Below are 25134 nucleotides of genomic sequence, written 5' to 3'. Positions count from 1 at the left end.
GTCACCTCCATCCACGGCGAAATCGCCGCAATCATCTGGCGCGTCGCTCCCGAAGGGAGTTGATCAGACAGCGCTCTTCGGCAACGGGCAGCTAAGGGTGGGGCTTATTTTTGCCAACCGGGCAAACCCGGGGTTCGGGAATGATTTCTCCGCAGGGGGTCGTTTCCCGATGACCCCCGGCCCCGTTCTGGGCGAGGCCCCCCTCACCACCTGCCGGTCCAGCCGGCCCCATGCCGGCGCTCCCGTGCCGGCGTCACCCTTTCCGCTCCGTCGTGGGCGCTTGTCGAGGAAACATCACGTTGCACAATTCCAAGCCCGTCACTGCAGCCGCCGCTCGCGCCGCTGCGCTCCGCGTCGAGGAAATCGAGGACACGCAAGGGAACAGAGCGCGGGTCATCACCGCCCGCGCTTCCGGGCTGGATCATCTGCGCCTGCATGACCGGCTGACCAAAACCGCCATCGCTGCCGGCGAGCGGTTCACCGCGCTTTACGAGGCCGCCAGCGGTCCCGGTGTCAAGAGCGTCGATTGGGGCGCAGTGCGCGTCGATTGCGCCAAACGTTCCTATGGTCCTGCCGAATACTCGTTCAAGGCGCTGCAAACCCTGCTGGACGTTCAAGAAAAACTGGGCGGGCGGGCGTTCTTCCTGCTCACGGAAATCGCTGGCAAGGGGCGCGGGCTGACGGACGTTGCCGTTGAACTCGCCGCAAGGGAAGGGATTGGGAAGCAGGCCGCGCAGGGCTACGTGACCGAACGCTTGCGGGAGGCGCTGAATGACCTCGCCAACCATTGGGGCGCTGCTCAGGGGCCGGCGCACGCAGCAATCCGGGCACAGCATTCCTTCTGATCGAACGAGGGATTTCGCGCCACACATGCCAAGCCGCTGCCGGGGGAACGGTGGCGGCTTTTCTTATTTGCTGCGAACGCAGGGGTTCGCACGGGACCTTGCCGGTTGTATCACTCTTTGCAACGACCGTTGCATTGAGTGTGACGCCATGACCGCCTTCAAGAAAGTTGTCGCCTACCTCCGCGTTTCAACAGTCCGCCAAGGCAAGAGCGGTCTAGGGCTGGAGGCTCAACGCGAACGCATCCAACAATTCGCGATGGCTGAAGGGTTGGAAATAATCGGCGAATTAGTCGAGGTCGAAACCGGCAAGGGGTCGGACGCGCTTTCGCGTCGCCCCCAACTTGCCGCCGCTCTTGCAATGGCTCGCCTTCATCATGCACCCATTCTCGCGGCGAAGCTCGATAGAATTTCCCGCGACGTCCATTTCATTTCCGGGCTTATGGCACATAGAGTTCCGTTTATCATCGCTGAGCTTGGCGCGGACGCTGACCCGTTCATGCTCCATATCTACGCGGCGCTCGCAGAAAAGGAACGTTCGTTGATCGCCAAGCGCACCCGTGAGGCGCTTGCTGCCGCCAAAGCGCGTGGCAAGTTACTGGGCGGCTTCCGTGGCCGCGCCGGCACCGCTGAGGATTGCGCCAAAGGTCGCGCCGTCAAGACGGCCAAGGCAGATGATTTCGCCGCCACCTTGCGCCCGATCATCGCGCAATTGAACCCTGACGGCGCCATGTCCTTGCACGCGCTCGCTGATGCACTGTCAAACAGAGGCGTCCCAACCCCGGCGGGCAAAGGACGGGCGTGGACAGCTATGGCAATCAAACGTATTTTGGACCGTGGCGCGCTTAAGTCGAAGTCGGCGAACCCTTTGCCGCAAGCCCGGCTTTAAATTTTCGGGACACGGCCTCCGGCGCTGGCAATATCCGAGCAACGCAATCAACCCTCCCTCCACGCTTTGTCGCCCAGACCGCAAGCGAATTCGGCGGAGGCGAATATCCTGGCGCTCTCGTCCGGTTCGCCTGTTGAGTGGTAGCTGATTGCCTGGGCGAACCCTCTGTCCGCTGTTGCGTCCTCTCAGTTTAACATCATTCAAGAATGTTACCGTCGCGGGCGCACCTTCCTTCTCTTTGGCGACGAATAGGCAAGGGGTTTTTTCTGCTGCTTCAATTGCTCTAGGAAGCGAGATGCCTCAGCTCGCTCCTTTGTTGCAGCTGTCAGGAGTTCATTCGCTTTTTGCTGGTTTTCCTCGATCGCCGCCTTAAACTTAGATACCTCCGCTCGCTCACTTGATGATGTAGCAATCAGTTCTTTGGACTGCTTTTGCGCATCTTCAAGAGCCATCCTCTCTGTCCTTACTTTATCAATCTCAATCCACGCTACAGGTATAGTCAACGCCGGAAACGCAACGACCAAGGCTAACACCGCCGCAGCAATGGACCAAAAACTCTTGTTTATTGACGAAACCTTTTTGTCTACTAATCCTATTTTCTTATCTATAAATTTGACAAGATCACCCCCGACACCCGTAACAGCATTGTCCGTTAAGAATTGACCCATTCTCTGTTTTAGCTGATATTTCTATTTATATCCTTCCGTTATATCAGTTGTTGTTGTAAAATCAATTGTTGCAAAATGCCTTTCAAGAGTAAGTAGTTTAGGCTGCCCGCTACCGTTGTATAACATGCAAAATAAAGCACCCTTGTATCCAGGATCAACTTGCGGACCATTTGAAAGAATTAGCCCTTCAAAAAAGAAACTAACCTTCAAATCGAACCGACCAATCACGCAAGGAGGTAGGCTGGCATGCTCCAAAGCACTCACAATAGCATAAGAGTACGGAGGTATTTCAAAACGAGGGTTTGCCTGGGTAAGCTCAACAATTTTACCTTGACATAGAATTTCCGGACCAATCCTTAGATCATAACTCGCTGAACGAATATTTTGTATTTCCGCGCCTGTCAGCAACGCCTGCGCCTTCATTAACGGAATCAAGTGGCTTTTCGTAACGACGCCTCCACGCCCAGTCGCCAACGCAACCAAGCTTTTCAATGCCCCCACAATCGTGTCAATATCGCCTGTCAACACAACGTCACATTCAGAAACAATGTTTTTAACGCGAGAAAAGTCCGCATCATTCATCATGCGGCCAGGATCGCGTTCCACGCGCCTATGCTGCTCGTCGAGGTCAGAAATTGTATTCAGTCCAACAGTCATTGAATCAACGCCCAATGAGTGGCGAACTTCCTCAAATATTGCAATGTTAAGAGGCTCGAATACCGTAAGACATACGCTTGAATCCGCTTTTCTAATTTCAGATTTACGCACGCCATATTTTGTTTTATTATAATCAATGCTCCACGCGTAATCCTCCAATCTCCATTCAGTTACAAAATCATATTCTTTCTCGCCCTGAAATCTGGGAGAGCGCGTCGTTGACGGCTGCAAAACCTGCAAGTCGCTGGACTTAAATTTTTCCAGCAAAGTAGTTTTTCCGGCACCCCGCGCGCCGACGAGCACAATGAGCATCGCGCAAATCTCCAAAATCGACCACGTGTCTACCATCCAGGCGCTAGCTATGCCACAACGATTTCGTTGGATTCGCCCGCCTTACCCAGGGTCGGCGCGTTCAAAAAAAACGCATCACTTACGCGCAACGGATTTGCATGTTTTCATTGCTCTATCTGTCGTCACCCTACTCATCGCCGAATGCTAGCATTCGCGCAGAACGCGTGCAGCAATGTCAAATTGCAATGGCGCGCCTTATGGCCAGCGGGCATCTCGTTGTTTGTCCCGTCGTCATGAACCATGAAGCAGTTGCGCATCTGACTCGGCAGGGGGGCGAGCTTAGCAAGGCTTATTGGATCGCTATCGAGTCTGCGCTCGCGACCGCATGCGACGAACTCAGCGTCCTTCAATTGCCCGGATGGCAGGAGAGTCGCGGGGTGGCGCGTGAGATTACTTTGTTCGAAAAGCTCGGAAAGCCGGTCAAGTTCATTAGCGCCGATTTCGTAGACCCCGTGGGAGGCGTTCTGGGCGCTGAATTTCCAAAATCAGTCCATCAGTACACCTCCAAATGAACGTGCGCAGTGACCATCATGAACTAGTCATCGTGGGAGGCGGGTTGGCTGGCTTGATGGCAGCTGCTCAAGCTGAGGCGCTCGGAGTCACGCCGCTTCTGATAGACAACGGCATTCAAGGAGCCCATCAAGGTTTAGGAGGTTTCGCTCCTTTTTCAGGAGCCAAATTCTCGCTATTTCCGGCAGGCAGAGGACTCTCTCCGCTAGTTGGTGGCGACGGTGAGCTAATCCGTCGATATGCCAAAATCTGCAGGGAGTTTACCCAGATTGGCTTATCGGAATTTAATGTAAGCGATCGACAGATTGCCGGCCAGGAAACGGAAATGGCCGTTGGGCTTGCGCACCGCAATTACCATTCAATTCTCCTGTCGCCGCGCAGAATCGATGCGCTCCTTGCCGCGCTCACTCGACGTCTAAAGCGAACGCGAATAATACGAGCAAGAGCGAAGCAGATTGCGATCAAAACAGAGTCGCGCATCATCGCCGTCCTTGAGAGTGGAGAAATAGTGTGCGGCCGATCTTTTATCATTGCGGCTGGCCGTCTAGGTGGAGAACTTCTGACGATGGCCGGCGTCACTGAAACGCATGGCAAGGGAATCGAAATTGGCGTCAGGTTCGGGTTTGATACGCGTTCGCCCGTCGCCAATTTGCGGAAGCTCGGCCCTGACGCCAAGTTCATGGCCGATGGTACGCGCACATTCTGTCTCAATTCTCCCGGTAAGATATTTCATTATCCCGGGCTCGGCTTCAGTTTGCCCGGAGGTATTGTCGCAGAGGCAGATTGGCCGCAATCAAACGTGGGAATTTTATGCCGCCTTCCAAACCGGAAAGTTGAGCTCGAAAGGCTTCTCCAGTTTGCGCCGACGGGCAAATTGGAAGCATTCAGCTTTAACGGCAGCAAGACGGACCTTGAATGGACAGCGCACGCGGCAGACCTTCTAGGCCCAGATGTCGTGTCGCGCATAAACTCTTTCATTCATACGCTTGTTGAATCAGGCTTAATCGACTTACCTTCAAGATACAGGGTGCATTATCCCCTGTTGGACTGGCACTGGCCCGTGTTCTCGTTGACAGACCGACTCGCGACTGCGGCGCCCCGCATTTTTGCTGCCGGGGATAGCAGCGGTCACGCAAGAGGTTTAATGCAAGCAGCGTTGACAGGCGAGCTTGCGGTGGAGGAGGCCCTGAGCTGACATATCAAAAGTTTCTCGACCCTCTCTACGGCCCGTTTTCCCTCGACGATCGAGCAATGGAACTCGTCTTCTCTCCAGAGTTTCAGCGACTTCGTTATGTCCGCTTGTGCAATATAAACTCTCTCTACCTTACAGGCGCATCGGAGCCGAAGCGATTCGAGCATTGTCTTGGCGTTTATCATCTCGCCGATCAATGGACCAAATCACGGCGGCTTACGCAGCGGCAAGCTGATGTCGTTCGCGCTGCGGCCATTCTGCATGACATACAAACCGGTCCGTTTGGACACACGTTTCAATATGTCATGGAAGACAACCCATTCGAGCAGCGGTTTGAGCACGCGAGCCTCGACAGCGGCGTGCGCAATCGTTTCCTTCAACTAGTGGAGGCCGGCGCTCACTTCTCAGGCCAAAAATTCGCTGTTTATGGCCTGCTGGGCGAGCTAGCATCCGACGTATTCGCCGCGATCGAAGGCAAAGGTGAGTTTGGGCCTATTATCTCTGGCTCAATCGACCTCGATAACCTCGACAACGTCGTGAGACTCGCTTTCCACATGGGGCTGTGTAGCGATGCAGATCGTACGCTACCGATTGAGGTGACCCCGCTTATTCAGCCATTTGCAGACGGCTTGGCTGCAGAAAATTCAGCCCTTCCATTGTTTGAACGCTGGTTTCACATACGACGTCGCCTCTATGAATTCCTTCTGCTTGACCGAGGCGAATTTGCTGCAAAAGCAATGCTTACCCTTGCCGTTGAACAAGCAGCCGACGCACAAATCCTTGGCCCGGACGACTGGCGTTTGACGGATGATGGCTTGCTCGATGCGCTTCACGATCGCAGCGTCGGCGAGAACCAAATCATTAGTCAGATAATCAAACGACTTCGCGTTGGAAACCTTTTTGAATGTATTGGCATATGGCAAACGCCAATGGTAAACGAATATAAACGGCTATCAGAATCTCTGAATAAGCGCGATCTCGAAACAATAATTGATGAGAAAATTTCATCATCATTTAGCGCGCGATTCAGAACTTGTTTGCATTATATCTTAGACAAGAAAAAGACTTGCAGGTCGATTTCCGTCAGAAATATTAACACCGGAAACGAGGAAAAAGTCGGTTACGACAGCGAAACACTTCTCGTGGGCGCGTTCGTCACGAATTGGCGAGCAACACCGCTTTCATCGGGTGAGCGCCAAAAAACCCGCGAGATTGTCATAAACACGCTTGAAGCGAATGGATTACGTATGCTTGCGATCGCGCCCGAACCGCTGGCCAACCCTATCGGCAATCCTGGGCTCTTCGAATGAAAGGTGTTGTCTTACGCACTCTGCGCGCCATCGACTGGGACTTTGCTACTCCTCGGCTGGGCTATTTGGCTCCGCCCCATTGGTATCCCGGCACATTCCTTCCTGCGCTAAGTGAAGCATTGTTGGAGGCGCTTACGCCAGTCGGCGGCACAATTTTTGATCCATATGGTGGCATCGGGACATCCGGTTGGTCAGCGTTGCGCAAGGGACGCTCTTGCCACATTGCGGACGTCAACCCAGTCGCTCTGCTGGTATCTTATGCTACCAATTCATTGCTGGCGCTAACTCGCATAGACAAAGCAAGCGCGAACAACGCGCTTGGCGCGCTCGGCCGTCTCGTCGGACGCAACGATGACCTGTTCGGCGAGAGGCAATTGTTTTCTGGCGTGGCGCACCTTGATGATCAAGTGCAAGCCATTTGTACCCCGGAACCGAATGCAATACTCAATCTCTTGGTCGTCGGCGAGCCACAGTGGAGTCTGCTGGAGAATTGGATAGAGCCTAGCACCCTCGCGAATATGAATAATCTCACCCAGGCCATTCTAGCCTCACAAAGCGCGTATTTACGTCTTCTTGGCCTCTGCATGATCTCTGCAATCGCTCGCAGTGTTTGTTCGCAACATGCGAGTTGGGGACATATTGCCGATAACGTTCGTCCGCGTGAGATGACTGCACAAAACTTGTATGCAGCTACAACAAGGTGGCTAAAGCGAACTAAGGCCTTCATCTCAGCACCGATGACGCAGGTTTCTACGGAGCGCGATATTGCTATTAAGCCGCGAATCTACCTGCGCGATTGGTCCAAGCCAGCTGATGTAGGTCCGGGCGACGCGGACCTACTTCTGACGTCACCACCATACGCGGACGCAATAGACTACACACTAGCGCAGCGGCTCTCGCTTTATTTTCTGGGTTATGATGACCGAGCAATTTCAAGCTTGGTTTCCGCCGAAATCGGCGCACGCAGGAAGCGTTCCAAGACGCTTAGCCGAAGCACTTGGTCGGAACAGCTTTGCGCGGCCCTCAAGGATCAAGTCACATGGGTAAAGCCTAGCGGTACCATTTGCCTTGTTCTTCCTCACAAAGACAGCGGGAGAAGCTCCGGAGAAGACGATATTAGAACCTCGCTAGAGGGGATGGGTTGGCATTTGTTCTTTGAAGCAGATAGATCTATTCATCAGTCTCATACAAGGCATTCATGGACATCTATAAAAAAAGAGACAATACTAGTTTTTTCTTCGCGAAAATAACAATCATTGATATTGTAGAATCAATTTAAGTATCAACGCCTGGGGCGCTCAATTATTGCTATTGATTGAATCAGCTGCAGCTAAGCCTGCAACGCACGCTTGTAAGTTTCCTTGCGCGACGCCAGCAGCATCGCCCACAATATACAAATTTGGAACGCTTGTTTCGAATGTATCCCCGACCACGACCCTGGGCCAGAAAAACTCAACCTCTGGAGCCACCACAACACTGGAATTCACAATATCTGCAACTGGAACCGCGTTCGCTTCTGCAATAGATTCTACCGCTTTTTTACAGGCCGCCCTGAGAGAGTTAAGAACGTCCGGATCAAACAACTGGCTTGCTGCCGCTCTCGCACAGTCATTGACGCTCGGACGAACTGAACCGATCTCGCCTTCTTGTTCGAGAAAGCTACTAAGACTTGAAAAAATAGGCTTCCCTCCAAATAAATTATAGTACGACTCAATAAAAACAGCATTTAACCATTTCAAATCAAAATGACGTGGCAGCTGGACTAATAACGCAAAGTTTCCAGTTTCAATCCTGGATAGGTTATTGCCATTTTTAGAAAAATTTGCGTGACCATCCAGCATAACAACATTTCTATCAAATTGATCATGATAATAACAATATTTTAGACGACCTCCTGCATCTTCAAAATTTGAAAAACAGAAACTTTTTACCTTAAACATTCCAAAAACTTCAGAAAACTTGAAGTCTTTATGAGCTTTATAGGGCCGAGAAAGATACTTGCTTGGCATCTCAATGCGAATGCCAATTGATATATTTGGAGCCTCTTTCTCAACGCCAAGCTTCCCAATCATCAATTCGGTGGACGCGAAGCCGGCTCGCCCGGTAGCCAGCACGATTACATCAGCCTCCGAGCAAAAATATCGGTTTCTTTCAAACCCAGTCACAATAAACGCATCACAGGCTTGGCTTCTCTCAATATTATTTACAACGCAACGTTGGCGAATTTTTACGTTTTGTGATTTCAGACACTGAACTATCGAATCGATCTTGCTCTCAAGCTGCTCGCTTGATATTTCTGCAACTGGATATTTCCGGAGTTTAAGTCCAAAAAAATCGACATTACAAGATGCCTCGTCTAATATTTTCTCTAGCGAGAAAAATTGCAATGCCCGCTGTTCAAGCTCAAAATAACGTTCAGGTTTTAGAAGCTCAAATAGACGTCTTCCAGCGGGATAGCCACTGATCTTTATTGAATCTCCATAATGCATTGCTCCTCCGGAGCCACTTATGACATTGCAAATTCCCTTACATCCATTGCAACGATAGCCTAAGTCGATGGGACAATGGCGAGCGCGCTGAGTCCTTCCCTTCTCGAATAGATGAATTTCATAGCGATGCGGTACGCACGACAGGGCAGTTGCCGCCGCCAAACCCGCTGGTCCAGCGCCAATGATGAATACTCGCTTCATCCTATTTGACATAGTTCGCAGCGGCCTTCCTGCCCGAGATCGCACCTGGCTGATGGAGCGATATGCGCTTGCGCGGATGTAACAGGCAAAGGCCCTGGGCAACCTTGAAGCCTTTGAACTAGAATAGCTTTTGAATTTGCATAAACCACCAAGGAAGCGATGTAGCTCTTGCGTGCGACAATATGCATTGATTCCAATCAATCAATCAAAGAATTTGCATAGCATGCAACCGGATGGTTCATAACTTCAAGGATAATCTACGTCATTAGCACTCGGCTCACCGTAATACCAACCCCTGAAAATTGAGACTCAAGCTGCTTGGAACTAAAGGCAGCGAGGGCGATTCCCCTGGCGTCCAGAGGATGATCGCCATGGCCGCAGCCATCAAGCTTCGCAGTTATTTCAGCGCCACTGGTTTGAAGGCGGCCGCCAGCGGGTCAAGAAATGGCGCCCAGGCGCGTCGGCTGCTGGCGTTGGCGGCTATTTATGACGGCGCCAGCCGCAGCGAGGCCGCCTGCATCGGCAGCGTGAGCTTGCAGGTTGTACGCGATTGGGTGCTGCGGTTCAACGCCAGCGGCTTGAGCGGCCTCATCGACGGGAAGGCCGCGCCTTCTCAAGAGCGAGCACCGCACCGCGCTTGCGCGCGCCATCGAGGAGGGTCCAATCCCGGCAACCCATTGCGTCGTGCGCTGGCGCATCGTCGATCTCTGCCAATGGCTGTTTGATGAATTCCGCCTCGCCGTCTCGCCGCAGACGCTGGGTCGCGAACTGCGGGAGATGGGCTATCGCAAGCTCTCCGCCCGGCCGCGCCATCACGCCCAAGCCGAGGGCGCCATCGACGATTTTAAGAAAGCTTTTCCGCCCGCTTGCCGCAAATCGCGCGCGACAAAGGCGTCGGCGTCGATAAGATAAAGATCTGGTTTTCCGATGAAGCGCGCATCGGCCAGAAGAACAAGATCACCAGGCGCTGGGCCAAACCCTATCAGTTTCCACACGTTTTGCTGTTTTCGACTTTCGCCATGGTTAGTGGAGCCGAATCGTATCGCGGTGTTCAGAAGTACTTCACGGCGCAACGGCTGGGGCTGAGCCCCATCGTGGAAGCTAGTTAGGCGCAAGCCACGAATTATTGCCTTCGGGAGGCGTGATTTCAAACGCCTCGCTCACACGCTCAACGCTGAGCAATTCTCGGCTCACGCCAGCGCCACCCCCAATTACAACCTTGATTTCATGGCTTTTCACCCACAAATCCTAGACGGCGTTTCGGCGAAATGCGCCCCGATATTTATAACCGCCAACCTAATGACACGCTCTGGCGCGCTTCCGTTCGGTGACGGCACCTTCAACCACCGGACTGCCGCTATACCTAATATGCAGCTTTGGCCTCGAACATCAACGTTTGTCGGGCTCACCGTCTGCGGTTTGTTCTGGACAAAAGCACGGAAATCCGAAGTATGGCCTAAAGACGGCTAACCGCTTGTGCGGGAACGCTATTTCCCATTTACAGTCGAGAGAAAAATGTCGCGTGCAAGCAAGGGAGCGAGGCTCTGGTTGCGTCCTGCCGACCGGGACGAGTCAGGCAACATCAAGAAAGCCGCACGCTGGATCATTCTTGATGGAGGGAAGCAGATTGCGACCGGCGCTGCGGATCGTGAGGAAGCAGAAAAGGCGCTCGCTGTCCATTTGGTAGGCAAGCACAGCCCCGCTCGCACCGAGCAACCACTTTCGGCGATCTTGATTACCGACGTGCTCAAGATTTATCTGGAAGACAGAGTGCCGGGTCAGGCGAGGCCCGAAAACGCGGCGGAACGATTGATTAGGCTCGGAGAGTTCTTCTCCGGCAAAACTCTCAACGACATTACCGGCAAGCTCTGCCGCGAATATGTCGCCGCACGCGAGGGAAAGGGCCGATCCAACAAAGGGAAAGGCGGTAGCGCAAGGCGCGACCTTGAAGACCTGCGCGCCGCGATCAACCACCACCACAAGGAAGGCTATCACCGCGAGGTCGTGCGCGTGGTGCTGCCCGCTGCCGGCAAGGCTCGCCAGCGGTGGCTGACCCGCGACGAGTTCGCCAAGCTCTTGTGGACGTGCTGGAGGACGCGGGAGTGGCAGAAGGTCCACCACGACGGCAAAGAGGATGGCGAGCGGAAGGCGACCGACAAGCGCCCCCTGCGCCACCTGTGCCGGCTGTTGCTCATGGGCGTCTATACCGGCTCGCGGCCGGGCGCGATTTTCTCGGCGAGTTGGACTGACGGCGACGGACGCTCACACGTTGATCTGACGCACAAGGTCTTCCATCGCCATGCCGGCGGAGCTATCGAGACGAACAAGCGCCAGCCGAGCGTCAAGCTTTCGTCGCGGCTCACCGCTCATTTGAAACGATGGAAGCGTCTGGACAAAAAGGCTGGAGAAAACACCGGCTTCGTCGTCCGCTTCAACGGCGCTCAAGCGACTGATTTTGATACGTCGATCAAGCGGGCGCTGAAGCTCGCCAACATCACGGGGAACGTAACCGCCTATTCGCTGCGCCACACATGCGCGAGTTGGCTTGTGCAAAAGGGTCTGCCGACTCGAAAGATCGCCGACTTCCTCGGCACGTCGGAACAGATGATTATCCGGCATTACGGCCACCTTGCGCCCGACTATCAGGACGAAGCTGCGGAAATGATCGGGCGGAAATAGCCGCGCAACGATTGCGCAATGAATGGCGTGAACAAAAACATAACGCAATGAAATGATAGCGACGAAATCCCATGTTTTTCAGGCATTACAGCCGACATGAAGCGCAATTTTGGCGCTCATAACGGTCTGGTTGGGGGTTCGAGTCCCTCCCGGCCCACCAGCAAAATCAAGGGGTTGCTTCAGAGTTTTAAGCCCCAACGAAACAACCCCCAATGATATCCCCAATGATTGCTCAGAGGCACTCGCCAGGCAGTGTCTTGCGGAGCTGAACGACGCCCTCGCCGAGATTGCCGCCCTTTTTCGGATGCGCCCAAACGACATAGAAGTCGTCCGGGTAGTCAATTTTGCGGCCTTCATCCATCTGGAAGACGTGCTCGAAGGGAGAGGCGTGGATCGGCGATGTGAACATCTTGGTCCAGATTTCTTGGGCCTTCTCGATGCTCATGTCGTAGCCATCAACCGTCTTGTAGGAGGTCGAGGCATTGCGAGCGACGGAGAGATTCTTGAGCTGGTCCAACGAGTAAGTGGCGGCTTCCGCGTCGGTGATCCAGGGAAGATGCCAATCGCCCGGCTGAAGGATTTGGACATGGGCCGAGTCGAGCGCCTTTCGGATCTCGCGAGCGAGAACCTGAATGTGAGGCTCGGCGTCGGGGTGATCTCGGAGCGCCAAGAAGTTCGACCACTGCGTCGAGGTGATGAGCACAGTGATGTGCATCCAGGGTTCGAGCAGCCGATTGGCGACCTGCTTGTGCAGGCCGAGCCAGTGCAGGATCAGGACGACGCCGATCATGAAATACATGGCCGCCAGCCAGAGGAATTTGGCGATCGGCTTCTTCCATTCGGCGATCTCGCCTTTGGCTTGCATGCCCTTGGTGTTTGCTCCCCATTGGATCGGGACGAAGGGGTCGTCCAAGATCGAGCGGATCATCTTCATGATCGGGATCGCTCGGGAGCTGCTGGCGTTGCGAGCAAAGACTCGATGGGTCATGAGCTCGGCATGAATGCAGCGAGGATAGCGAGCGAGGATCGTGTCGCCTCGCACTTTGGGATCGAGCGCATGTTGAGACGCCAGAACGCTTCTGGCCATGATGGTGGTCAATGGTTGTTGATTTCCGCGAGGAACTGACCCGGGATTTCCACTAAGAACTGACCCGCCTCAGTTTATGGTTTGAAGGTCAGGTTGGGGTCAAGTTTCTGGCTTTATCTCCCGGATCGAAAGCTGGTCCCGCAAGGCCCAGCGCCGGATCACACTCAATAACTCCATGTCGATCACTCCGCGGCCCCCCGCTGAAACGGACAGGGCGGGTGCAAAACATGGGTCAATTCTCGATGGAAATTTCCCGCGTAGGCGGGTCAGCTCTCAGTGGAAATCAACACACGGGCGGTAACATCGCGGATTGCACCGCTGGCGCGACATTGCTGGAGAGGCTGCCTGACTTCGACATCCTGCATGCAGACAAGGGCTACGACGCCAACGAGCTCCTCCGACAGGTCGAGGACAAAGGCGTCATGCCGAACATCCCGCCCAAGGCCAACCGCAAATGGAAGAACTGCTTCTCGCCGTTCCTCTATCGCAACCGCCACGCCATCGAACGCATGTTCTGCCGCCTGAAAGACTTCCGGCGCGTGGCCACGCGATACGACCGAAACGCCGTCAATTACCTCGCAACCGTCTGTCTCGCCGCGACCGTCAGCTACTGGTTATGAGTCTGGAGCCTAAGAAAAGTTGTTGTCGGTGTTCAATCCGAGCAGGCTCTTGGCCTGCTGCAGGCTGGCGAACAACCTGCCCGACGCGGTGACGATCATGCGCGTTCTCAACTCGCCGCCAAAACTGCTCAGGAATTGCGCGGTGCCGGTGGTGCTGACGCCGTCGAGATCGAAGCGCAGGCCCAAATCGTGCGCCTTCTGCATCACCGACCAGATCAGCAGGTTGACGGAGCCCCGGTCGGGCAAGTCGGGCGCGCGCACCGACAGCAGGTAATACATGGCGCGGCGGTCCCACACCACGAAGGTCATGGCGAGCGCCGCGCCGTTTTCATCGAATGCGGCGAAGACCTGGCTGCAATTGCGGGCGCGACATTCGGCGTAAAGCGCAGCGAAGCGGTCGAGCGGGATGTTCGGCTTCAATCTCTTGGCTTCAAGGCATTTCAGGTAGAAGGCGACGAACGGTTCCGCCTGGTCCAGCGCGACGACCTTGTAAACCTTTTCCGCCATGCGGATATGCTGGCGCGCCTTGAGATTCATGCCCGCCAGCAGCGCATCGGGACTGTTCCTGCAGTCGATGTGGAACGTGTATTGCTGCTTGACGTCGAAGCCGCATTCCTGGAACGCTAGCCCGTCGGCCAGCGCCAGTCCGCCGTCGCAGGACGGGTCGCAGATCTGGAAGAAGAAATCGTGTTTCGGCAGCTTGCCGATCAATTGCTTGACGATCGCCACCCGGGTCTTGAGCATGGTCTGGTGCTTGCCGTCGCCGCTCTCGACGAACGGACCGAGCAGATGAGTGAAGGGCGGCATGGTCAGCTGCGTGAAGCCATAGCGGCTGGTCACGACATAAGGCAGGCGTCCCACCACGGCCTCGCCCTCCCGGGCCTCAACCTCGGCATAGCGCCCGTCGGACGCCGCCTTCAGCCACCAGTGTTCATGGAACAGGGCGGCGTTCTGTCCGTCCTTGTTGCTAGCCGGAGGCGGCTTCTTCTTCGGCTTCGGCGGCGCCGCGTTTTTCTGCGCCGAGCGAAGGTCATAGTCCACAGCCATGCTCCGTTTTTCCCGCCGACATCCGACTTGAGCCGGCCCGCTAAAAGGCTCTTTCCGATCTAACTGAGAGGGCGAGCCACCATGGTCGCCTTTGATCAAACCAACGCCGGTTCTGGTTTTTAGCGTTCACGCATCGCGCGGGAGCCGGTTTCCATCAGCGGCGAGAATAGATATTCCATCAGGCGACGTGCGCCTGTCTTGAATTCGACCGCAACCGCCATTCCCGAAGTCAGCGGCTGACTTACGCCGTCGATCAGTATCGAGGACGCCTCCAACTCCAGTTCGACGCCGAAAACCAGATTTTGCGTCCTCTCGGCGCCGGCATAGCCCTGCGCCTTCATCGGGTGAGCCGGATCTCCCTCAATGCCCGAAGCGTCCGGCGCCGGAATGGCGTCGCGCGCGATCCGTTTCACGTGCGCAACGATCGAGCCGTAGCGTGTGAAGGGAAACGACTCGATTTTGACCACCGCTTCCTGGCCGACACTGATAAAGCCGATGTCCCGGTTCAGCACATAGGCCACGATTTCCAGTTTCTGATCCAATGGAACCACGCGCATGACCTCTTGGCCACTGACGAGAACCTGACCGACATTGGTGATGATCGAGGATTGAACTCGGCCGGCAATGGGCGCTCGGAGTGACAGGTTGTCCAGCTTGGCCTCGGCCTTCACGAGGCGCTGGCCGACGTCCTCGATCTTGCGCTCCGCTTCATCGAGCTTTTGCGCTTGTTCCGACATGAACACCTGCACCTGCTTCTCGTAATCGCGCTCAGTGACGTCCACTCCGCTCACCGCCGCAGCGAGCTGAGTCTGATGCAAGCTGAGTTGGGTCTTCTGCGTGTTGAGCGTCTCGGTGGCGTCGATCAAAGCCGATATTGGACCCGACCCCGATTTGACCAGCGCCGAGCGCATGTCGACTCGTTGCTGCAACGTCGCGATAAGGCTCTTCTGCGTTTCGATGGTGAGCTGCAGCATGTCTCGTTCGGTCATTTTCTGGCGTGACTGCGCCTCCAATGAACCGAGTACGGCGTTCAGCTGGCTGAAATCCGCCAGGAACACGCGCTCCTCCCGCTCCCTTAACCCTTGACTCAGATCGGCGGGCCATTCCGGCGCCGGCGGACCCGCGAATTTATGCGCCTGCGCGGTATAGAAAGCGGCTCTCCTGCGGACCGCCTCGGCGCGCGCCGACGAAAGCTCGTTCCGCGCCGCTTTTGCTTCCGCCTCGGCGGCAGACCGGTCGAGTTCGACGAGAACGTCGCCCTCTTGCACAAGGCTGTCGTTCACGACGTGAATGGCCGTTATCCTCCCGGTCTCTACGGGTTGCACGACCTTGACCCGTCCCGTTGGTTCAATCTTGCCCTGCGCGGAGGCGACAATGTCGATGCGCCCGAAATAGGCGAGCGCAAGCGCAACAAGCACCAGCGCGCAGATGGTCCAGAGAAAGGACACCTGGACAGGCGACGGCGGCGTCTCGATGATCTCCAGAGCCGGAGCAAGGAACTCATTGTCCGACCGACTCTGGCCCGGTGCGTGCAGCGGCCGGCGAGGCGTGCGCCTCTTTTCCGTCGGAGGACGCGGCGCGGTTGGCCCGGGTCCTTGGTCGCCATTCGGAGAAAGCGGGGCTGTGAGCGCTCAGCCGGCACCAATTTTTCGCCGCCGCCGTCACGAGCTTGAAGACCATCAACCTAGATGTGAGCTTTCATTAGGTTGTCCATCCGATCGGTCCGAGGGATGCTGAGGTTGCGAAGCTTCAGGGCCAGGGAAAGATCGGATGAACATCCATAAGAATGCCCGTTTGACGCCGTTTGGTCGAGAGCGGATCGTGAGCGCGGTTCTGAGCGGGCAGACGCCGGAGGCCGTCGCACAAGCCGCAGGCGTCTGCCCGCGAACCGTCCGCAAGTGGCTGGCGCGGTTTCACGCCGAAGGCGTCGTCGGCCTGCAAGACCGATCCTCGCGCCCACACCGGCTCAACAGACCCACGCCGGACGCGGTCGTCGCTCAGGTCGAAACCTTGCGTCGCCAGCGTTTTTCCGGCAAGCAGATCGCCGTCGAAAACGGCGTCTCGCCCGCCACCGTCAGCCGCATCCTCAAGCGTCTCGGCCTCAACAAGCTTGCCGCGCTTGAACCTGCCGAGCCGGTTCGCCGCTACGAGCGCGAACGCCCAGGCGAGTTGGTCCATATCGACATCAAGAAGCTTGGCCGGTTCGACCAGGTCGGCCATCGGATCACCGTCGACAGCACCGGACACAGCAAGTCGGCTGGGAAAACGTCCACGTCTGCATCGACGACACCTCCCTCGTCGCCTTCAGCCAAATCCTGCTCGACGAGAAAAAGCACAGCGCCGTCGCTTTCCTGAAGGCGGCGGTCGCCTACTACGCCGGCCTCGGCGTCGCCGTGCAACGGGTGATAACCAACAACGGCTCTTGCAACAAGTCCTTCGCTTTGCGCGAGGCCTGCCACGATCTGGGGCTTCGCCACGTCAGGACCAAGCCCTACACGCCCAAGACCAACGGCAAGGCCGAACGTTTCATTCAGACCGCCCTGCGCGAGTGGGCCTACGCGCAAGCCTATCTAAGTTCAAATCAACGCGCCGCAGACCTGCCGCTCTGGCTGCACAGATACAACTGGCGCCGTCCGCACAGCGGCATAAAATCCAAACCGCCAATCAGCCGCCTCGCTCTGACCGAGGACAACCTATTGAGGCTCAACAGCTAGAGCGGTGGGACACCAGCCAGAAAAGAGCGAAGGAAAAACAACGGAACCCGCCAGAGTGGGACACTCGTAACCCACTAATCGCGCTCGCTTTCTGGAGTCCCTCCCGGCCCACCAGTGAAATCAAGGGGTTACTTCAGAGTTTTAGGCCCCAACGAAACAACCCCCAATGATATCCCCAATGATTGCTCAGAGGCACTCGCCAGGCAGTGTCTTGCGAAGCTGAACGACGCCCTCGCCGAGATTGCCGCCCTTTTTCGGATGCGCCCAAACGACATAGAAGTCGTCCGGGTAGCCGATGGGCTCGCCCTTTTCCACGGCTTCCATGGCTTTGACGCCGGCATAGAACAGAGCCGGCTCATCGGCCTGCTGGATCATTTCGTGAAGGTGACCGCGGTGCTGGTCGAACCAGGAGAGGCGTTCAGCCCAGGTCTTCTTGTCGAGGCCAAACGAATTTGCGATATCGATGGCCAGGTACTGCCGTGCGGTGAACTGCTGCATGATGTGCTCCTTGAGTTCAGGCATGAAAAAAGCCCGGTGGTTAGCCGGGCTTAGTGGAATTGGAATACAAAAATCCAATCCGGGAGGAAAATATGGTCATTCTGGGAACGGCCCTGCTGGCCGCCTGCTATCTTGCGGGAATCGCCGTCGGGGAAGGCATCGCTCTGCTCATTGGCGTGAAGGCCAATGTCGGCGGCGTCGGCATCGCCATGATGCTGCTGATCGCCTGCCTGCACGTCCTGCAAAAACGCGGGATCTACGCGCCGGACATGGAGAAGGGCGTCACCTTCTGGGCGGCCATGTACATTCCCGTGGTGGTCGCCATGGCCTCGACCCAGAATGTGATCGTCGCCGTGCGCTCCGGCCCCATCGCCCTGATCAGCGCCGCCGGCTCCTTCGCGGTCTGCATGCTCTTCATTTCGCTCATCAACCGCGTCATCGAGCGCGCCCACATCGCCAGCGCGCCGCTGGCCGCCGACAGCAAGTGAGGCCGCCATGCTCGATCTCATCAACAAGACCATCTCCGAAGGGCCGCTGGTCACCGCCTTCGCCTTCGTCGGCCTGGTGATCCTGATCTCCAACTTCCTCGGCAAGCACGCCACCGGCGGGCGCGTCGCCGGCTCGGCCATCGCCGTGCTCGCCGGCCTCGCGCTGGCCTGGGTGGGCGGCGCCATCACCGGCAAGGCCAAGGGTCTCGCCGACATCGCGCAATTTTCCGGCCTCGCCCTGATGGGCGGAGCGATGATGCGCGATTTCACCATTGTCGCCACCGCCAGCGAGGTCCGCGTCGAGGAAGCGAAAAAGGCGGGTTGGCTCGGCTTTATCGCCCTGGTGCTTGGAACCATCCTGCCGTTCATTGTCGGCGTCGGCGTCGCCTATGCCTACGGCCATCGCGACGCGGTGACGCTGACCACCATCGGCACCGGCGCCATCACCTATATCGTCGGCCCGATCACCGGCGCGGCCATCGGCGCCTCCTCGGATGTGATCGCTCTGAGCATCGCGACCGGCGTGGTCAAGGCGATCCTGGTGATGATTTTTACGCCTGTCTTCGCCCGGTTCATGCACCTCAACAATCCGCAGGCGGCCATGGTTTTCGGCGGTTTGGCCGGCACGGTCTCCGGAGTCTCGGCCGGTCTCGCCGCCACCGACCGCCGCCTCGTCCCCTATGGCGCGCTGGTCGCCACCTTCCATACCGGCTTCGGCTGCCTCCTCGGGCCGTCGGTGCTGTTCCTCGGCGCCAAGGCCGTGTTCGGCTGAGAGGATTTTCCATGCGCGACTGGTCGCAACAGCAAAGAAACCGGCAGGCGCGGCTCGACCGCGCCGCCGCCCACACCTCCGGCAAGGTGGTCGCCGCGCAAGACATCGGCGCGCTGCTCGAAGCCGTGATCGAACCCGGCGACCGCGTCTGCCTGGAAGGCAACAATCAGAAGCAGGCCGACTTTCTCGCCAAGGCTCTGGCCGCGCTGGATCCGGCGCGGGCGCATGACTTGCACATGGTTCAATCCGTGCTGGCGCTGCCCGAACACATCGACGTCTTTGAACGCGGTGTGGCGTCGAAACTGGATTTCTCCTTCTCCGGCCCGCAGGCGGGGCGGTTGGCGAAGCTGGTTTCGGCCAACAGGATCGCGGTCGGCGCCATCCACACCTATCTCGAACTGTTCGGCCGTTATTTCATCGACCTCACCCCGCGCGTCAGCCTTGTCTGCGCGCAGGCGGCTGACCGCGACGGCAACCTTTTTACTGGCCCCAACACCGAGGACACGCCGGTCATTGTCGAAGCCACCGCCTTCAAGAGCGGCATCGTCATCGCACAAGTGAACGAAATCGTGGACAAACTGCCGCGCGTGGACATTCCGGGCGGCTGGGTCGATTTCGTCGTGCAGAGCCCGAAGCCGCATTACATCGAGCCGCTGTTCACCCGCGACCCCGCGCAAATCTCGGAAATCCAGGTGCTGATGGCGATGATGGCCATCAAGGGGATTTATGCGCCCTATGAGGTGCAAAGCCTCAACCACGGCATCGGTTTTGACACCGCCGCCATCGAACTGATCTTGCCGACCTATGCGGACTCGCTGGGCCTCAAGGGAAAAATCTGCGGCAACTGGGCGCTCAATCCGCATCCCGCGCTGATCCCGGCCATCGAGGCCGGCTTTGTCGAGAGTGTGCACAGTTTCGGTTCGGAATTGGGCATGGAGGCTTATATCCGCGCGCGGCCCGATGTGTTCTTCACTGGCCCGGACGGCTCGATGCGCTCCAATCGCGCCATGTGCCAGGCCGCCGGCCATTACGCCTGTGACATGTTCATCGGCTCGACCTTGCAGGTCGATCTCTACGGCAACAGCTCCACCGCCACGCTCGGGCGCATCGCCGGTTTTGGCGGCGCGCCCAATATGGGCTCCGACGCGCGGGGGCGGCGCCACGCCAGCACGGCGTGGCTGAAGGCGGGCCGTGAGGCGCGCGAGGGACGCATGGCCAAGGGGCGCATCATGCCGCGCGGGCAAAAACTCGTGGTGCAGATGGTCGAGACGTTTCGCGAGCATATGGCCCCGGCCTTCGTCGAAAAACTCGACGCCTGGGAACTGGCGGAAACCGCCAATATGGATCTGCCGCCGGTGATGATCTACGGCGAGGACGTCACCCACATCCTCACCGAGGAGGGCATCGCCAACCTGCTGCTCTGCCGCAATGATGAAGAGCGCGAACAGGCCATTCGCGGCGTCGCCGGTTACACGCCTGTGGGCCTCGCCCGTGACAAGCGCCTAGTTGAAAACCTGAGGGATCGCGGCGTGATCCAGCGTCCTGAAGACTTGGGCGTCGACAAACGCCTCGCCACCCGCGACCTGCTCGCGGCGCGCTCGATGAAGGACCTCGTGCGCGCCTCCGGCGGCCTCTACGATCCCCCCAAACGCTTCCGCAACTGGTGATCCCCATGGAAAAGCTCACCTACGAATTCCAGGGCGGAACATTTTCGCGCCCGAAAAATGAAGCGAAACTCGTCGGTGTGGTCGGCTCCGGCAATCTCGAAGTTCTGATCGAACCGGCGGACTTGCAAGGCCGCTGCGTGGTGGAGGTGCTCACGGCGGCGCGCGGCTTCGGCGCGATCTGGCAGGCGGTGATCGCGGATTTCTTCGCCCGCTATCCGCTCGCCGACGCGCGCGTCTCCATCAACGATGTCGGCGCCACCCCGGCGGTGGTGTCGCTGCGGCTCGACCAGGCGGCGGAAGATTTTCTGGGAGACGCGCAATGAGCAGCTATTACGAAGCCTCGGCGCGCGAGCGCCTGCAAAACCTGCTTGATCCCGGCTCGTTCCAAGAGTTTCTGCCGCCGTCGGCGCGGGCGCAAAGCCCGCATCTGCTGCAACTCGAGACCCCCGCCGCGTTTGACGACGGCGTGATCGTGGGAACCGCGACGCTCGGCGGCGCAAAAGTGCTCGCCGCCGCGCAGGAGGGCGGTTTTATGGGCGGCGCCGTCGGCGAGGTGCATGGCGCGAAGATCGTCGGCCTGCTGGAGCGCGCCCTGGACGAGCGTCCGGCCGCCGTGCTGCTGCTGGTCGAATCCGGCGGCGTTCGGCTGCATGAAGCCAATGCGGGGCTGATCGCGGTGTCGGAAATCATGCGCGCCGTTCTGGCCCTGCGCAGCGCGGGCGTTCCCGTTTTCGTGCTCGATGGCGGACAGTTCGGCTGTTTCGGCGGCATGGGCATTGTCGCGCGCCTCTGCGACGCCGTCATCATCAGCGAGGAGGGACGGCTCGGCCTGTCCGGCCCGGAGGTGATCGAAACCACCTGCGGCGTGGAAGAGTTCGACTCGCGCGACCGCGCTCTGGTGTGGCGGACGGTCGGCGGCAAGCACCGTTATCTGCTCGGCGAGGCGAAAGAAATCGTCGCCGACGACATTGCCGCCTTTCGCGCCGCCGCGCTGGCGCTGCTCGATGCCAAACCTGACCTGTCGCTCGACGCGCTCGCCGCCGAACACGAGGCGCTGGGCCGCCGTATCGAAAGGTTCGGCTCAGCGGCCGACGCCACCGACATTTGGCGCGCGATGGGACTCGAAAACCCGGAAAAAATTCCAGTGCTGGAAGCGGACGATTTTCGCGCGGCGACTGCGGGCAGGAGGCTGTGATGGACGTCAAAACCCTGCTCGACCGCCTGTTCCCCCAAAACCATGACGTGCGCTTCGACGGCGTTTATCTTTCCGGCGAGGGCGAAACCTCTCGCGGACCATGCGCGGTGATCGGCTCGATCGACGCCGCGCCCATTGGCGTCGAACTCGCCTTCCAGATGGCCGGCGAGGTCTTGCGCATCGTGCGAGAGCATCCGGGCCGCGCGATCGTGCTTCTGGTGGACACCCAGGGCCAGCGCCTCAGCCGCCGCGACGAACTTCTGGGCATCAACGGCTACATGGCGCATCTGGCGAAATGCCTGCAACTCGCCCGCAACCAGGGCCACAAGATCATCGGCCTCGTTTATTCGCAGGCCGTGAGCGGCGGCTTTCTCGCCTCCAGCCTTCTGGCCGACCGGTGTTACGCCTTGCCGGACGCGGAGGTGCGGGTGATGAACCTGCCGGCCATGTCGCGCATCACCAAGATCGCCTTGGAGCGTCTGGAGGCGTTGAGCCAAACATCGCCGGTTTTCGCCCCTGGCGTGGAAAATTATGTGCGCATGGGCGCGATCCACGGGTTGTGGGAGGGCGATCTCGCGGCGCGGCTGGTCGAGGCTCTTGATGCCGCCGACAGCGCGGACTTGCGGCGGCAATGGGGCCAACAGCGCGGCGGGCGCCTGCTGGCGCAAGACGTGTCGAAGCGGGTGCGCCATTACGCATGAAGCTCTTGTCCGGCACGACTGGGTCTGGCTCGGCGACGACTGGCGCTCCGCCTTGCTCGCGCCGTTGGCCCAAGAAGACGAAGAGGCCGTCGCCGCCTGGATTTTTGGCGCGCGGCCTCTGGTCGTCGCGCGGCGGCTGGAGTCGGATGCGCCGGGCGCTCTGCGGCTCGGTCTGGCCTTGCCGGGCAAGCGCCGCATCGGGGTGCAAATTTCTGGGCGGGCGGTGACGCGGCGCAGCCCGCCGCTCCTGTTTCTCGACGCCGCCGTGGGCATGATCGAAACTTTTCCGGACGCGGGACTGGAACTCGCGCGTCGCATGGCGGCGCACGCCCCCGACACAAAAGTGTTCGGCTCGCTGGCGTGGCGGACCGTCGCCGATGACCCGTCGCAAATTTATCTGACGGCGCGTTCCGACATCGATCTGTTGTCGCGCCCGCAAACGCGCGCGCAGATGTGGGACTGGATCGCGCTGTTGCAGGAGTTCGAGCGGGCGTTTCCGGCGCCGCGCCTGGATGGCGAAATCGCCTTGCCGGATGGCGGCTTCGTCGCCTGGCGGGAACTGGCGGCGCGACCGAGCAAGGTCGTGGTGAAAAGCGGCGCCGGCGTCGCGCTGCGGCGCCGCGACGAGATCGAGGCGCTGTTGCAAGCGAGGGCGGCGTGAGCGCGCTAAAAAGAAGCCTGCGGCTCGACGCCGCCGCCATCGGCGCCCGCGCGCTCGACGCCCTGCGCGCGGAATTGCAGCTGCACCCCAAGCCGGGGCTGGTCAGCTTTGTCGACAGCGGCGCCCATGACGACATGGACGCACAGACTTTTGTGCGCTCCATCGCCGCGCTGGACGAGTATTTCCCGGCCATCGCCGAGGCGGGAGCGACCACAAAACCCTTCGCCGTCTTGCAGCGACTGGGCCTCGACGCCGAGCAAAAAATGCTGGCGGCGACGGGGGGCGTCAACACCCATCGCGGCGCGATTTTCTGCCTCGGCCTGCTCGTCGCCGCGGCCGGCCACGCTTTTGCTCGCGGACTTCCCTGCGACGGCGATGCGCTGACGCGGATCGCGCTGGAGCTATGGGGCGCCGACATCGCCGCCGCGGCGGCGCGGGCGGGCGAGAGCCACGGCGCCCGCGCGGTGCGCGCCTATGGCGTGCGAGGCGCCCGCGAGGAGTTTTTGGCGGGCCTGCCGGTGCTCAATCAGGTCGCCCTCCCTGCGCTGAAACAGGCGTTCCGCCTCACCGGCTGCTCAGAGCGTGCGCGCGCGCACGCTCTGTTCGCAATCATGTCGGAATTGCAGGACACCAATCTGCTGCATCGCGGCGGCTGGGAGGGGCTGGTCTATGTCCAGCGCGCGGCGAGAGCGTTCCTTGCGCAGGGCAGCGTGCTGCATCCGGGTTGGAGGGCGTGTGCGCTCAAACTGCACGGCGATTGCGTCGCGCTAAATCTTTCGCCGGGGGGCGCCGCCGACACGCTCGCGGCCGCTATTTTTCTTGTCAGTCTTTCATGACTCTTGGTTTGCTCTGTCCTGGGCAAGGCGACCAGTCGCCCGCCATGTTCGATATCCTGGACGGCGCCGAGGCGATCTGGCAGGCGTTCGCGCAGACGACCGGATTGAACGCCTTCTCGCTTTCCGCCGGCGACATGCAGGTCAATGCCGTGGCGCAACCATTGGTCTGCGCCTATCAACTCGCGGTGTGGTCGCATCTGGCGGAAAAGCTGCCGGAACCTTTGGCCCTCGCGGGCTATAGCGTGGGAGAGCTTGCCGCTTACGGCTGCGCGGGGGCGCTGGCGCCCGAGGATGTTGTCGCGCTGGCGCGGCGGCGCGCGGAGGCGATGGATGCGGCTCATTCCGGCGGCGGCGCCATGGTGGCGCTGCGCGGCCTCAGCCGCGACACGGTTGGAAAACTTTGCGCGCAAACAGGCGCCGAAATCGCGATCATCAACGCTGCGGACCGGATCGTCTGCGGCGGCGCGCCCGGCGAGGTGGCGGATTTTTCAAACAGGGCGGAAGTTTTGGGCGGCAAACCGACGCCGCTCGCCATCCGCATCCCCTCGCATACAAGCCTGATGCGCCCTGCCGTGGCGCCGTTCCTGAAGGCGTTGGAGCAAGCGCGATGGCGGACGCCAGCCGCGCCTGTCCTGGAAGGTTTGACCGGCGCGCCCGCGTTCACACCCGCACAGGCCAGGAACGCGCTTTCGGCGCAACTCGCGCAGACCATCGACTGGGCGGCCTGCCTCGACGGTTTGCGCGAGCGGGGATGCACCGTATTGCTTGAACTTGGGCCCGGCTCGGGTCTCGCCCGCATGGCCCGCGATCGTTTCCCCGACTTGCCCGCACGCTCGGTCGCGGAGTTCAAACGGCTTGACGGCGCCGCATTATGGGCCGCTTCAGCTTTGAACGCATAGCGGATTTGAACCGCGCCGGGTTTGCCGGAGGCGTTTTTGTTCAAATCAGGCGGCGATGGCGGCCTGATTTAGAGCGCGTTCGGCGGCTTCAGATTCAATGGGGGATTCCCAACTGGCTTGAACAATGCGATTCTTTCTTCGTGATTGCGAGGGAGGAATCC

At 58.8% G+C, this 25134-nt stretch carries 26 protein-coding genes and 2 pseudogenes; 21 read left to right on the top strand and 7 right to left on the bottom strand.

Annotated features, from left to right (window positions below):
* Positions 1-299 precede the first annotated feature (299 nt).
* Positions 300-845 carry a hypothetical protein gene (locus M2320_RS22175; protein WP_264599162.1) on the top strand — a complete coding sequence of 182 codons (546 nt, stop codon included), beginning with the start codon at positions 300-302 and terminating at the stop codon, positions 843-845.
* 148 nt (positions 846-993) lie between these two features.
* A complete protein-coding gene (locus tag M2320_RS22170; RefSeq protein WP_264599161.1) occupies positions 994-1731 on the top strand; it encodes a recombinase family protein in 738 nt (245 codons plus the stop codon).
* A gap of 209 nt (positions 1732-1940) precedes the next feature.
* Here M2320_RS22170 and M2320_RS22165 read toward each other — a convergent pair whose 3' ends face one another.
* On the bottom strand, positions 1941-2399 hold the full coding sequence (locus M2320_RS22165) for a hypothetical protein (protein ID WP_264599160.1): 459 nt from the start codon (positions 2397-2399) through the stop codon (positions 1941-1943).
* Positions 2400-2420: 21 nt separating this feature from the next.
* A complete protein-coding gene (locus M2320_RS22160) occupies positions 2421-3368 on the bottom strand; it encodes a dCTP deaminase domain-containing protein (RefSeq protein WP_264599159.1) in 948 nt (315 codons plus the stop codon).
* Between the two features lie 137 nt (positions 3369-3505).
* Here M2320_RS22160 and M2320_RS22155 point away from each other — a divergent pair, with 137 nt between their 5' ends.
* Genes M2320_RS22155 through M2320_RS22140 form a run of 4 tightly spaced genes read left to right on the top strand, consistent with a single transcriptional unit; the run spans position 3506 to position 7669 of the window.
* Positions 3506-3919, top strand: coding sequence for a DUF1937 family protein (locus M2320_RS22155; RefSeq protein ID WP_264599158.1), 414 nt, complete (start codon positions 3506-3508; stop codon positions 3917-3919).
* Between the two features lie 44 nt (positions 3920-3963).
* Positions 3964-5112: a hypothetical protein gene (locus tag M2320_RS22150; RefSeq protein ID WP_264599157.1), complete on the top strand. Its 1149-nt coding sequence runs from the start codon at positions 3964-3966 to the stop codon at positions 5110-5112.
* A gap of 56 nt (positions 5113-5168) precedes the next feature.
* Positions 5169-6419, top strand: a complete 1251-nt coding sequence (locus M2320_RS22145) for an HD domain-containing protein (RefSeq protein ID WP_264599156.1) — start codon at positions 5169-5171, stop codon at positions 6417-6419.
* Positions 6416-7669 carry a hypothetical protein gene (locus M2320_RS22140; protein ID WP_264599155.1) on the top strand — a complete coding sequence of 418 codons (1254 nt, stop codon included), beginning with the start codon at positions 6416-6418 and terminating at the stop codon, positions 7667-7669. Before M2320_RS22145 ends, M2320_RS22140 begins: the two co-directional genes overlap by 4 nt.
* A gap of 48 nt (positions 7670-7717) precedes the next feature.
* Here the strand turns inward: M2320_RS22140 and M2320_RS22135 are convergent, their stop codons facing one another.
* Positions 7718-8908: a hypothetical protein gene (locus tag M2320_RS22135; RefSeq protein WP_264599154.1), complete on the bottom strand. Its 1191-nt coding sequence runs from the start codon at positions 8906-8908 to the stop codon at positions 7718-7720.
* A 572-nt stretch (positions 8909-9480) separates the two neighbouring features.
* On the opposite strand from M2320_RS22135, the gene M2320_RS22130 reads away from it, so the two are divergent.
* The 4 genes from M2320_RS22130 to M2320_RS22120 all read left to right on the top strand — a co-directional run bounded on the left by M2320_RS22130 (position 9481) and on the right by M2320_RS22120 (position 11788).
* Positions 9481-9834: a helix-turn-helix domain-containing protein gene (locus M2320_RS22130; protein ID WP_264599153.1), complete on the top strand. Its 354-nt coding sequence runs from the start codon at positions 9481-9483 to the stop codon at positions 9832-9834.
* On the top strand, positions 9794-10021 hold the full coding sequence (locus M2320_RS23445; protein WP_425540708.1) for a helix-turn-helix domain-containing protein: 228 nt from the start codon (positions 9794-9796) through the stop codon (positions 10019-10021). Before M2320_RS22130 ends, M2320_RS23445 begins: the two co-directional genes overlap by 41 nt.
* A complete protein-coding gene (locus tag M2320_RS22125; RefSeq protein ID WP_264599152.1) occupies positions 9976-10218 on the top strand; it encodes a hypothetical protein in 243 nt (80 codons plus the stop codon). Before M2320_RS23445 ends, M2320_RS22125 begins: the two co-directional genes overlap by 46 nt.
* A gap of 406 nt (positions 10219-10624) precedes the next feature.
* Positions 10625-11788, top strand: coding sequence for a tyrosine-type recombinase/integrase (locus tag M2320_RS22120; RefSeq protein ID WP_264599151.1), 1164 nt, complete (start codon positions 10625-10627; stop codon positions 11786-11788).
* Positions 11789-12020: 232 nt separating this feature from the next.
* On the opposite strand, the gene M2320_RS22115 is transcribed toward M2320_RS22120, so the two are convergent.
* Positions 12021-12722 carry a hypothetical protein gene (locus tag M2320_RS22115; protein WP_264599150.1) on the bottom strand — a complete coding sequence of 234 codons (702 nt, stop codon included), beginning with the start codon at positions 12720-12722 and terminating at the stop codon, positions 12021-12023.
* 443 nt (positions 12723-13165) lie between these two features.
* On the opposite strand from M2320_RS22115, the pseudogene M2320_RS22110 reads away from it, so the two are divergent.
* Positions 13166-13495, top strand: a pseudogene (locus tag M2320_RS22110) (transposase); the annotation flags it as partial.
* Positions 13496-13504: 9 nt separating this feature from the next.
* Here M2320_RS22110 and M2320_RS22105 read toward each other — a convergent pair.
* Positions 13505-14542 (bottom strand): GNAT family N-acetyltransferase, encoded by a 1038-nt coding sequence (locus M2320_RS22105; RefSeq protein WP_264599149.1) that lies wholly within the window; start codon positions 14540-14542, stop codon positions 13505-13507.
* A 119-nt stretch (positions 14543-14661) separates the two neighbouring features.
* Positions 14662-15990, bottom strand: a complete 1329-nt coding sequence (locus M2320_RS22100) for an HlyD family type I secretion periplasmic adaptor subunit (protein WP_264599148.1) — start codon at positions 15988-15990, stop codon at positions 14662-14664.
* 322 nt (positions 15991-16312) lie between these two features.
* Between M2320_RS22100 and M2320_RS22095 the strand changes: the two are divergent.
* Positions 16313-17256, top strand: a pseudogene (locus M2320_RS22095) (IS481 family transposase).
* Positions 17257-17442: 186 nt separating this feature from the next.
* Here M2320_RS22095 and M2320_RS22090 read toward each other — a convergent pair.
* Complete coding sequence (locus tag M2320_RS22090; protein WP_264599147.1) at positions 17443-17754, bottom strand: hypothetical protein; 312 nt, start codon at positions 17752-17754, stop codon at positions 17443-17445.
* Positions 17755-17846: 92 nt separating this feature from the next.
* Between M2320_RS22090 and madL the strand changes: the two genes are divergently transcribed.
* Genes madL through M2320_RS22045 form a run of 9 tightly spaced genes read left to right on the top strand, consistent with a single transcriptional unit; the run spans position 17847 to position 24973 of the window.
* Positions 17847-18242 carry a malonate transporter subunit MadL gene (gene madL / locus M2320_RS22085; protein ID WP_264599146.1) on the top strand — a complete coding sequence of 132 codons (396 nt, stop codon included), beginning with the start codon at positions 17847-17849 and terminating at the stop codon, positions 18240-18242.
* 7 nt (positions 18243-18249) lie between these two features.
* Positions 18250-19014: a malonate transporter subunit MadM gene (gene madM, locus M2320_RS22080; RefSeq protein WP_264599145.1), complete on the top strand. Its 765-nt coding sequence runs from the start codon at positions 18250-18252 to the stop codon at positions 19012-19014.
* A gap of 11 nt (positions 19015-19025) precedes the next feature.
* Complete coding sequence (mdcA, locus tag M2320_RS22075; RefSeq protein WP_264599144.1) at positions 19026-20681, top strand: malonate decarboxylase subunit alpha; 1656 nt, start codon at positions 19026-19028, stop codon at positions 20679-20681.
* 5 nt (positions 20682-20686) lie between these two features.
* Positions 20687-21004 (top strand): malonate decarboxylase acyl carrier protein, encoded by a 318-nt coding sequence (gene mdcC / locus M2320_RS22070; RefSeq protein WP_264599143.1) that lies wholly within the window; start codon positions 20687-20689, stop codon positions 21002-21004.
* Positions 21001-21876 carry a biotin-independent malonate decarboxylase subunit beta gene (locus tag M2320_RS22065; protein WP_264599142.1) on the top strand — a complete coding sequence of 292 codons (876 nt, stop codon included), beginning with the start codon at positions 21001-21003 and terminating at the stop codon, positions 21874-21876. The genes mdcC and M2320_RS22065 overlap by 4 nt, the downstream gene beginning before the upstream one ends.
* Entirely contained in the window at positions 21876-22577 is a 702-nt protein-coding gene (gene mdcE, locus M2320_RS22060) for a biotin-independent malonate decarboxylase subunit gamma (protein WP_264599141.1), read from the top strand. The genes M2320_RS22065 and mdcE overlap by 1 nt, the downstream gene beginning before the upstream one ends.
* Entirely contained in the window at positions 22477-23238 is a 762-nt protein-coding gene (gene mdcG / locus M2320_RS22055) for a malonate decarboxylase holo-[acyl-carrier-protein] synthase (RefSeq protein ID WP_264599140.1), read from the top strand. Before mdcE ends, mdcG begins: the two co-directional genes overlap by 101 nt.
* Entirely contained in the window at positions 23235-24074 is an 840-nt protein-coding gene (gene mdcB, locus M2320_RS22050) for a triphosphoribosyl-dephospho-CoA synthase MdcB (RefSeq protein ID WP_264599139.1), read from the top strand. The genes mdcG and mdcB overlap by 4 nt, the downstream gene beginning before the upstream one ends.
* 44 nt (positions 24075-24118) lie before the next feature.
* The gene (locus tag M2320_RS22045) at positions 24119-24973 is read left to right on the top strand and encodes an ACP S-malonyltransferase (RefSeq protein WP_264599138.1); all 855 of its coding nucleotides are present in this window, start codon (positions 24119-24121) and stop codon (positions 24971-24973) included.
* The last annotated feature ends 161 nt before the right edge of the window (positions 24974-25134 follow it).

Origin of the sequence: Rhodoblastus acidophilus (genome assembly GCF_025961575.1) — a bacterium.
GTDB lineage: Bacteria > Pseudomonadota > Alphaproteobacteria > Rhizobiales > Beijerinckiaceae > Rhodoblastus > Rhodoblastus acidophilus_C.
This window is presented reverse-complemented; position numbering and strand designations above follow the sequence as displayed.

Bases quoted from the DNA above. Each gene is read 5' to 3' on its own strand.
- mdcA (WP_264599144.1), top strand. From the start codon at position 19,026: ATGCGCGACTGGTCGCAACAGCAAAGAAACCGGCAGGCGCGGCTCGAC.
- mdcE (WP_264599141.1), top strand. From the start codon at position 21,876: ATGGACGTCAAAACCCTGCTCGACCGCCTGTTCCCCCAAAACCATGAC.
- M2320_RS22105 (WP_264599149.1), bottom strand. From the start codon at position 14,542: ATGGCTGTGGACTATGACCTTCGCTCGGCGCAGAAAAACGCGGCGCCG.
- M2320_RS22045 (WP_264599138.1), top strand. From the start codon at position 24,119: ATGTTCGATATCCTGGACGGCGCCGAGGCGATCTGGCAGGCGTTCGCG.
- M2320_RS22130 (WP_264599153.1), top strand. From the start codon at position 9,481: ATGGCCGCAGCCATCAAGCTTCGCAGTTATTTCAGCGCCACTGGTTTG.
- mdcC (WP_264599143.1), top strand. From the start codon at position 20,687: ATGGAAAAGCTCACCTACGAATTCCAGGGCGGAACATTTTCGCGCCCG.
- madL (WP_264599146.1), top strand. From the start codon at position 17,847: ATGGTCATTCTGGGAACGGCCCTGCTGGCCGCCTGCTATCTTGCGGGA.
- M2320_RS22165 (WP_264599160.1), bottom strand. From the start codon at position 2,399: ATGGGTCAATTCTTAACGGACAATGCTGTTACGGGTGTCGGGGGTGAT.
- M2320_RS22090 (WP_264599147.1), bottom strand. From the start codon at position 17,754: ATGCAGCAGTTCACCGCACGGCAGTACCTGGCCATCGATATCGCAAAT.
- M2320_RS22145 (WP_264599156.1), top strand. From the start codon at position 5,169: ATGGAACTCGTCTTCTCTCCAGAGTTTCAGCGACTTCGTTATGTCCGC.
- M2320_RS22135 (WP_264599154.1), bottom strand. From the start codon at position 8,908: ATGCATTATGGAGATTCAATAAAGATCAGTGGCTATCCCGCTGGAAGA.
- M2320_RS22140 (WP_264599155.1), top strand. From the start codon at position 6,416: ATGAAAGGTGTTGTCTTACGCACTCTGCGCGCCATCGACTGGGACTTT.
- M2320_RS22170 (WP_264599161.1), top strand. From the start codon at position 994: ATGACCGCCTTCAAGAAAGTTGTCGCCTACCTCCGCGTTTCAACAGTC.
- M2320_RS22120 (WP_264599151.1), top strand. From the start codon at position 10,625: ATGTCGCGTGCAAGCAAGGGAGCGAGGCTCTGGTTGCGTCCTGCCGAC.
- mdcG (WP_264599140.1), top strand. From the start codon at position 22,477: ATGCCGCCGACAGCGCGGACTTGCGGCGGCAATGGGGCCAACAGCGCG.
- M2320_RS22115 (WP_264599150.1), bottom strand. From the start codon at position 12,722: ATGAAGATGATCCGCTCGATCTTGGACGACCCCTTCGTCCCGATCCAA.
- madM (WP_264599145.1), top strand. From the start codon at position 18,250: ATGCTCGATCTCATCAACAAGACCATCTCCGAAGGGCCGCTGGTCACC.
- M2320_RS22065 (WP_264599142.1), top strand. From the start codon at position 21,001: ATGAGCAGCTATTACGAAGCCTCGGCGCGCGAGCGCCTGCAAAACCTG.
- M2320_RS22160 (WP_264599159.1), bottom strand. From the start codon at position 3,368: ATGCTCATTGTGCTCGTCGGCGCGCGGGGTGCCGGAAAAACTACTTTG.
- M2320_RS22155 (WP_264599158.1), top strand. From the start codon at position 3,506: ATGTTTTCATTGCTCTATCTGTCGTCACCCTACTCATCGCCGAATGCT.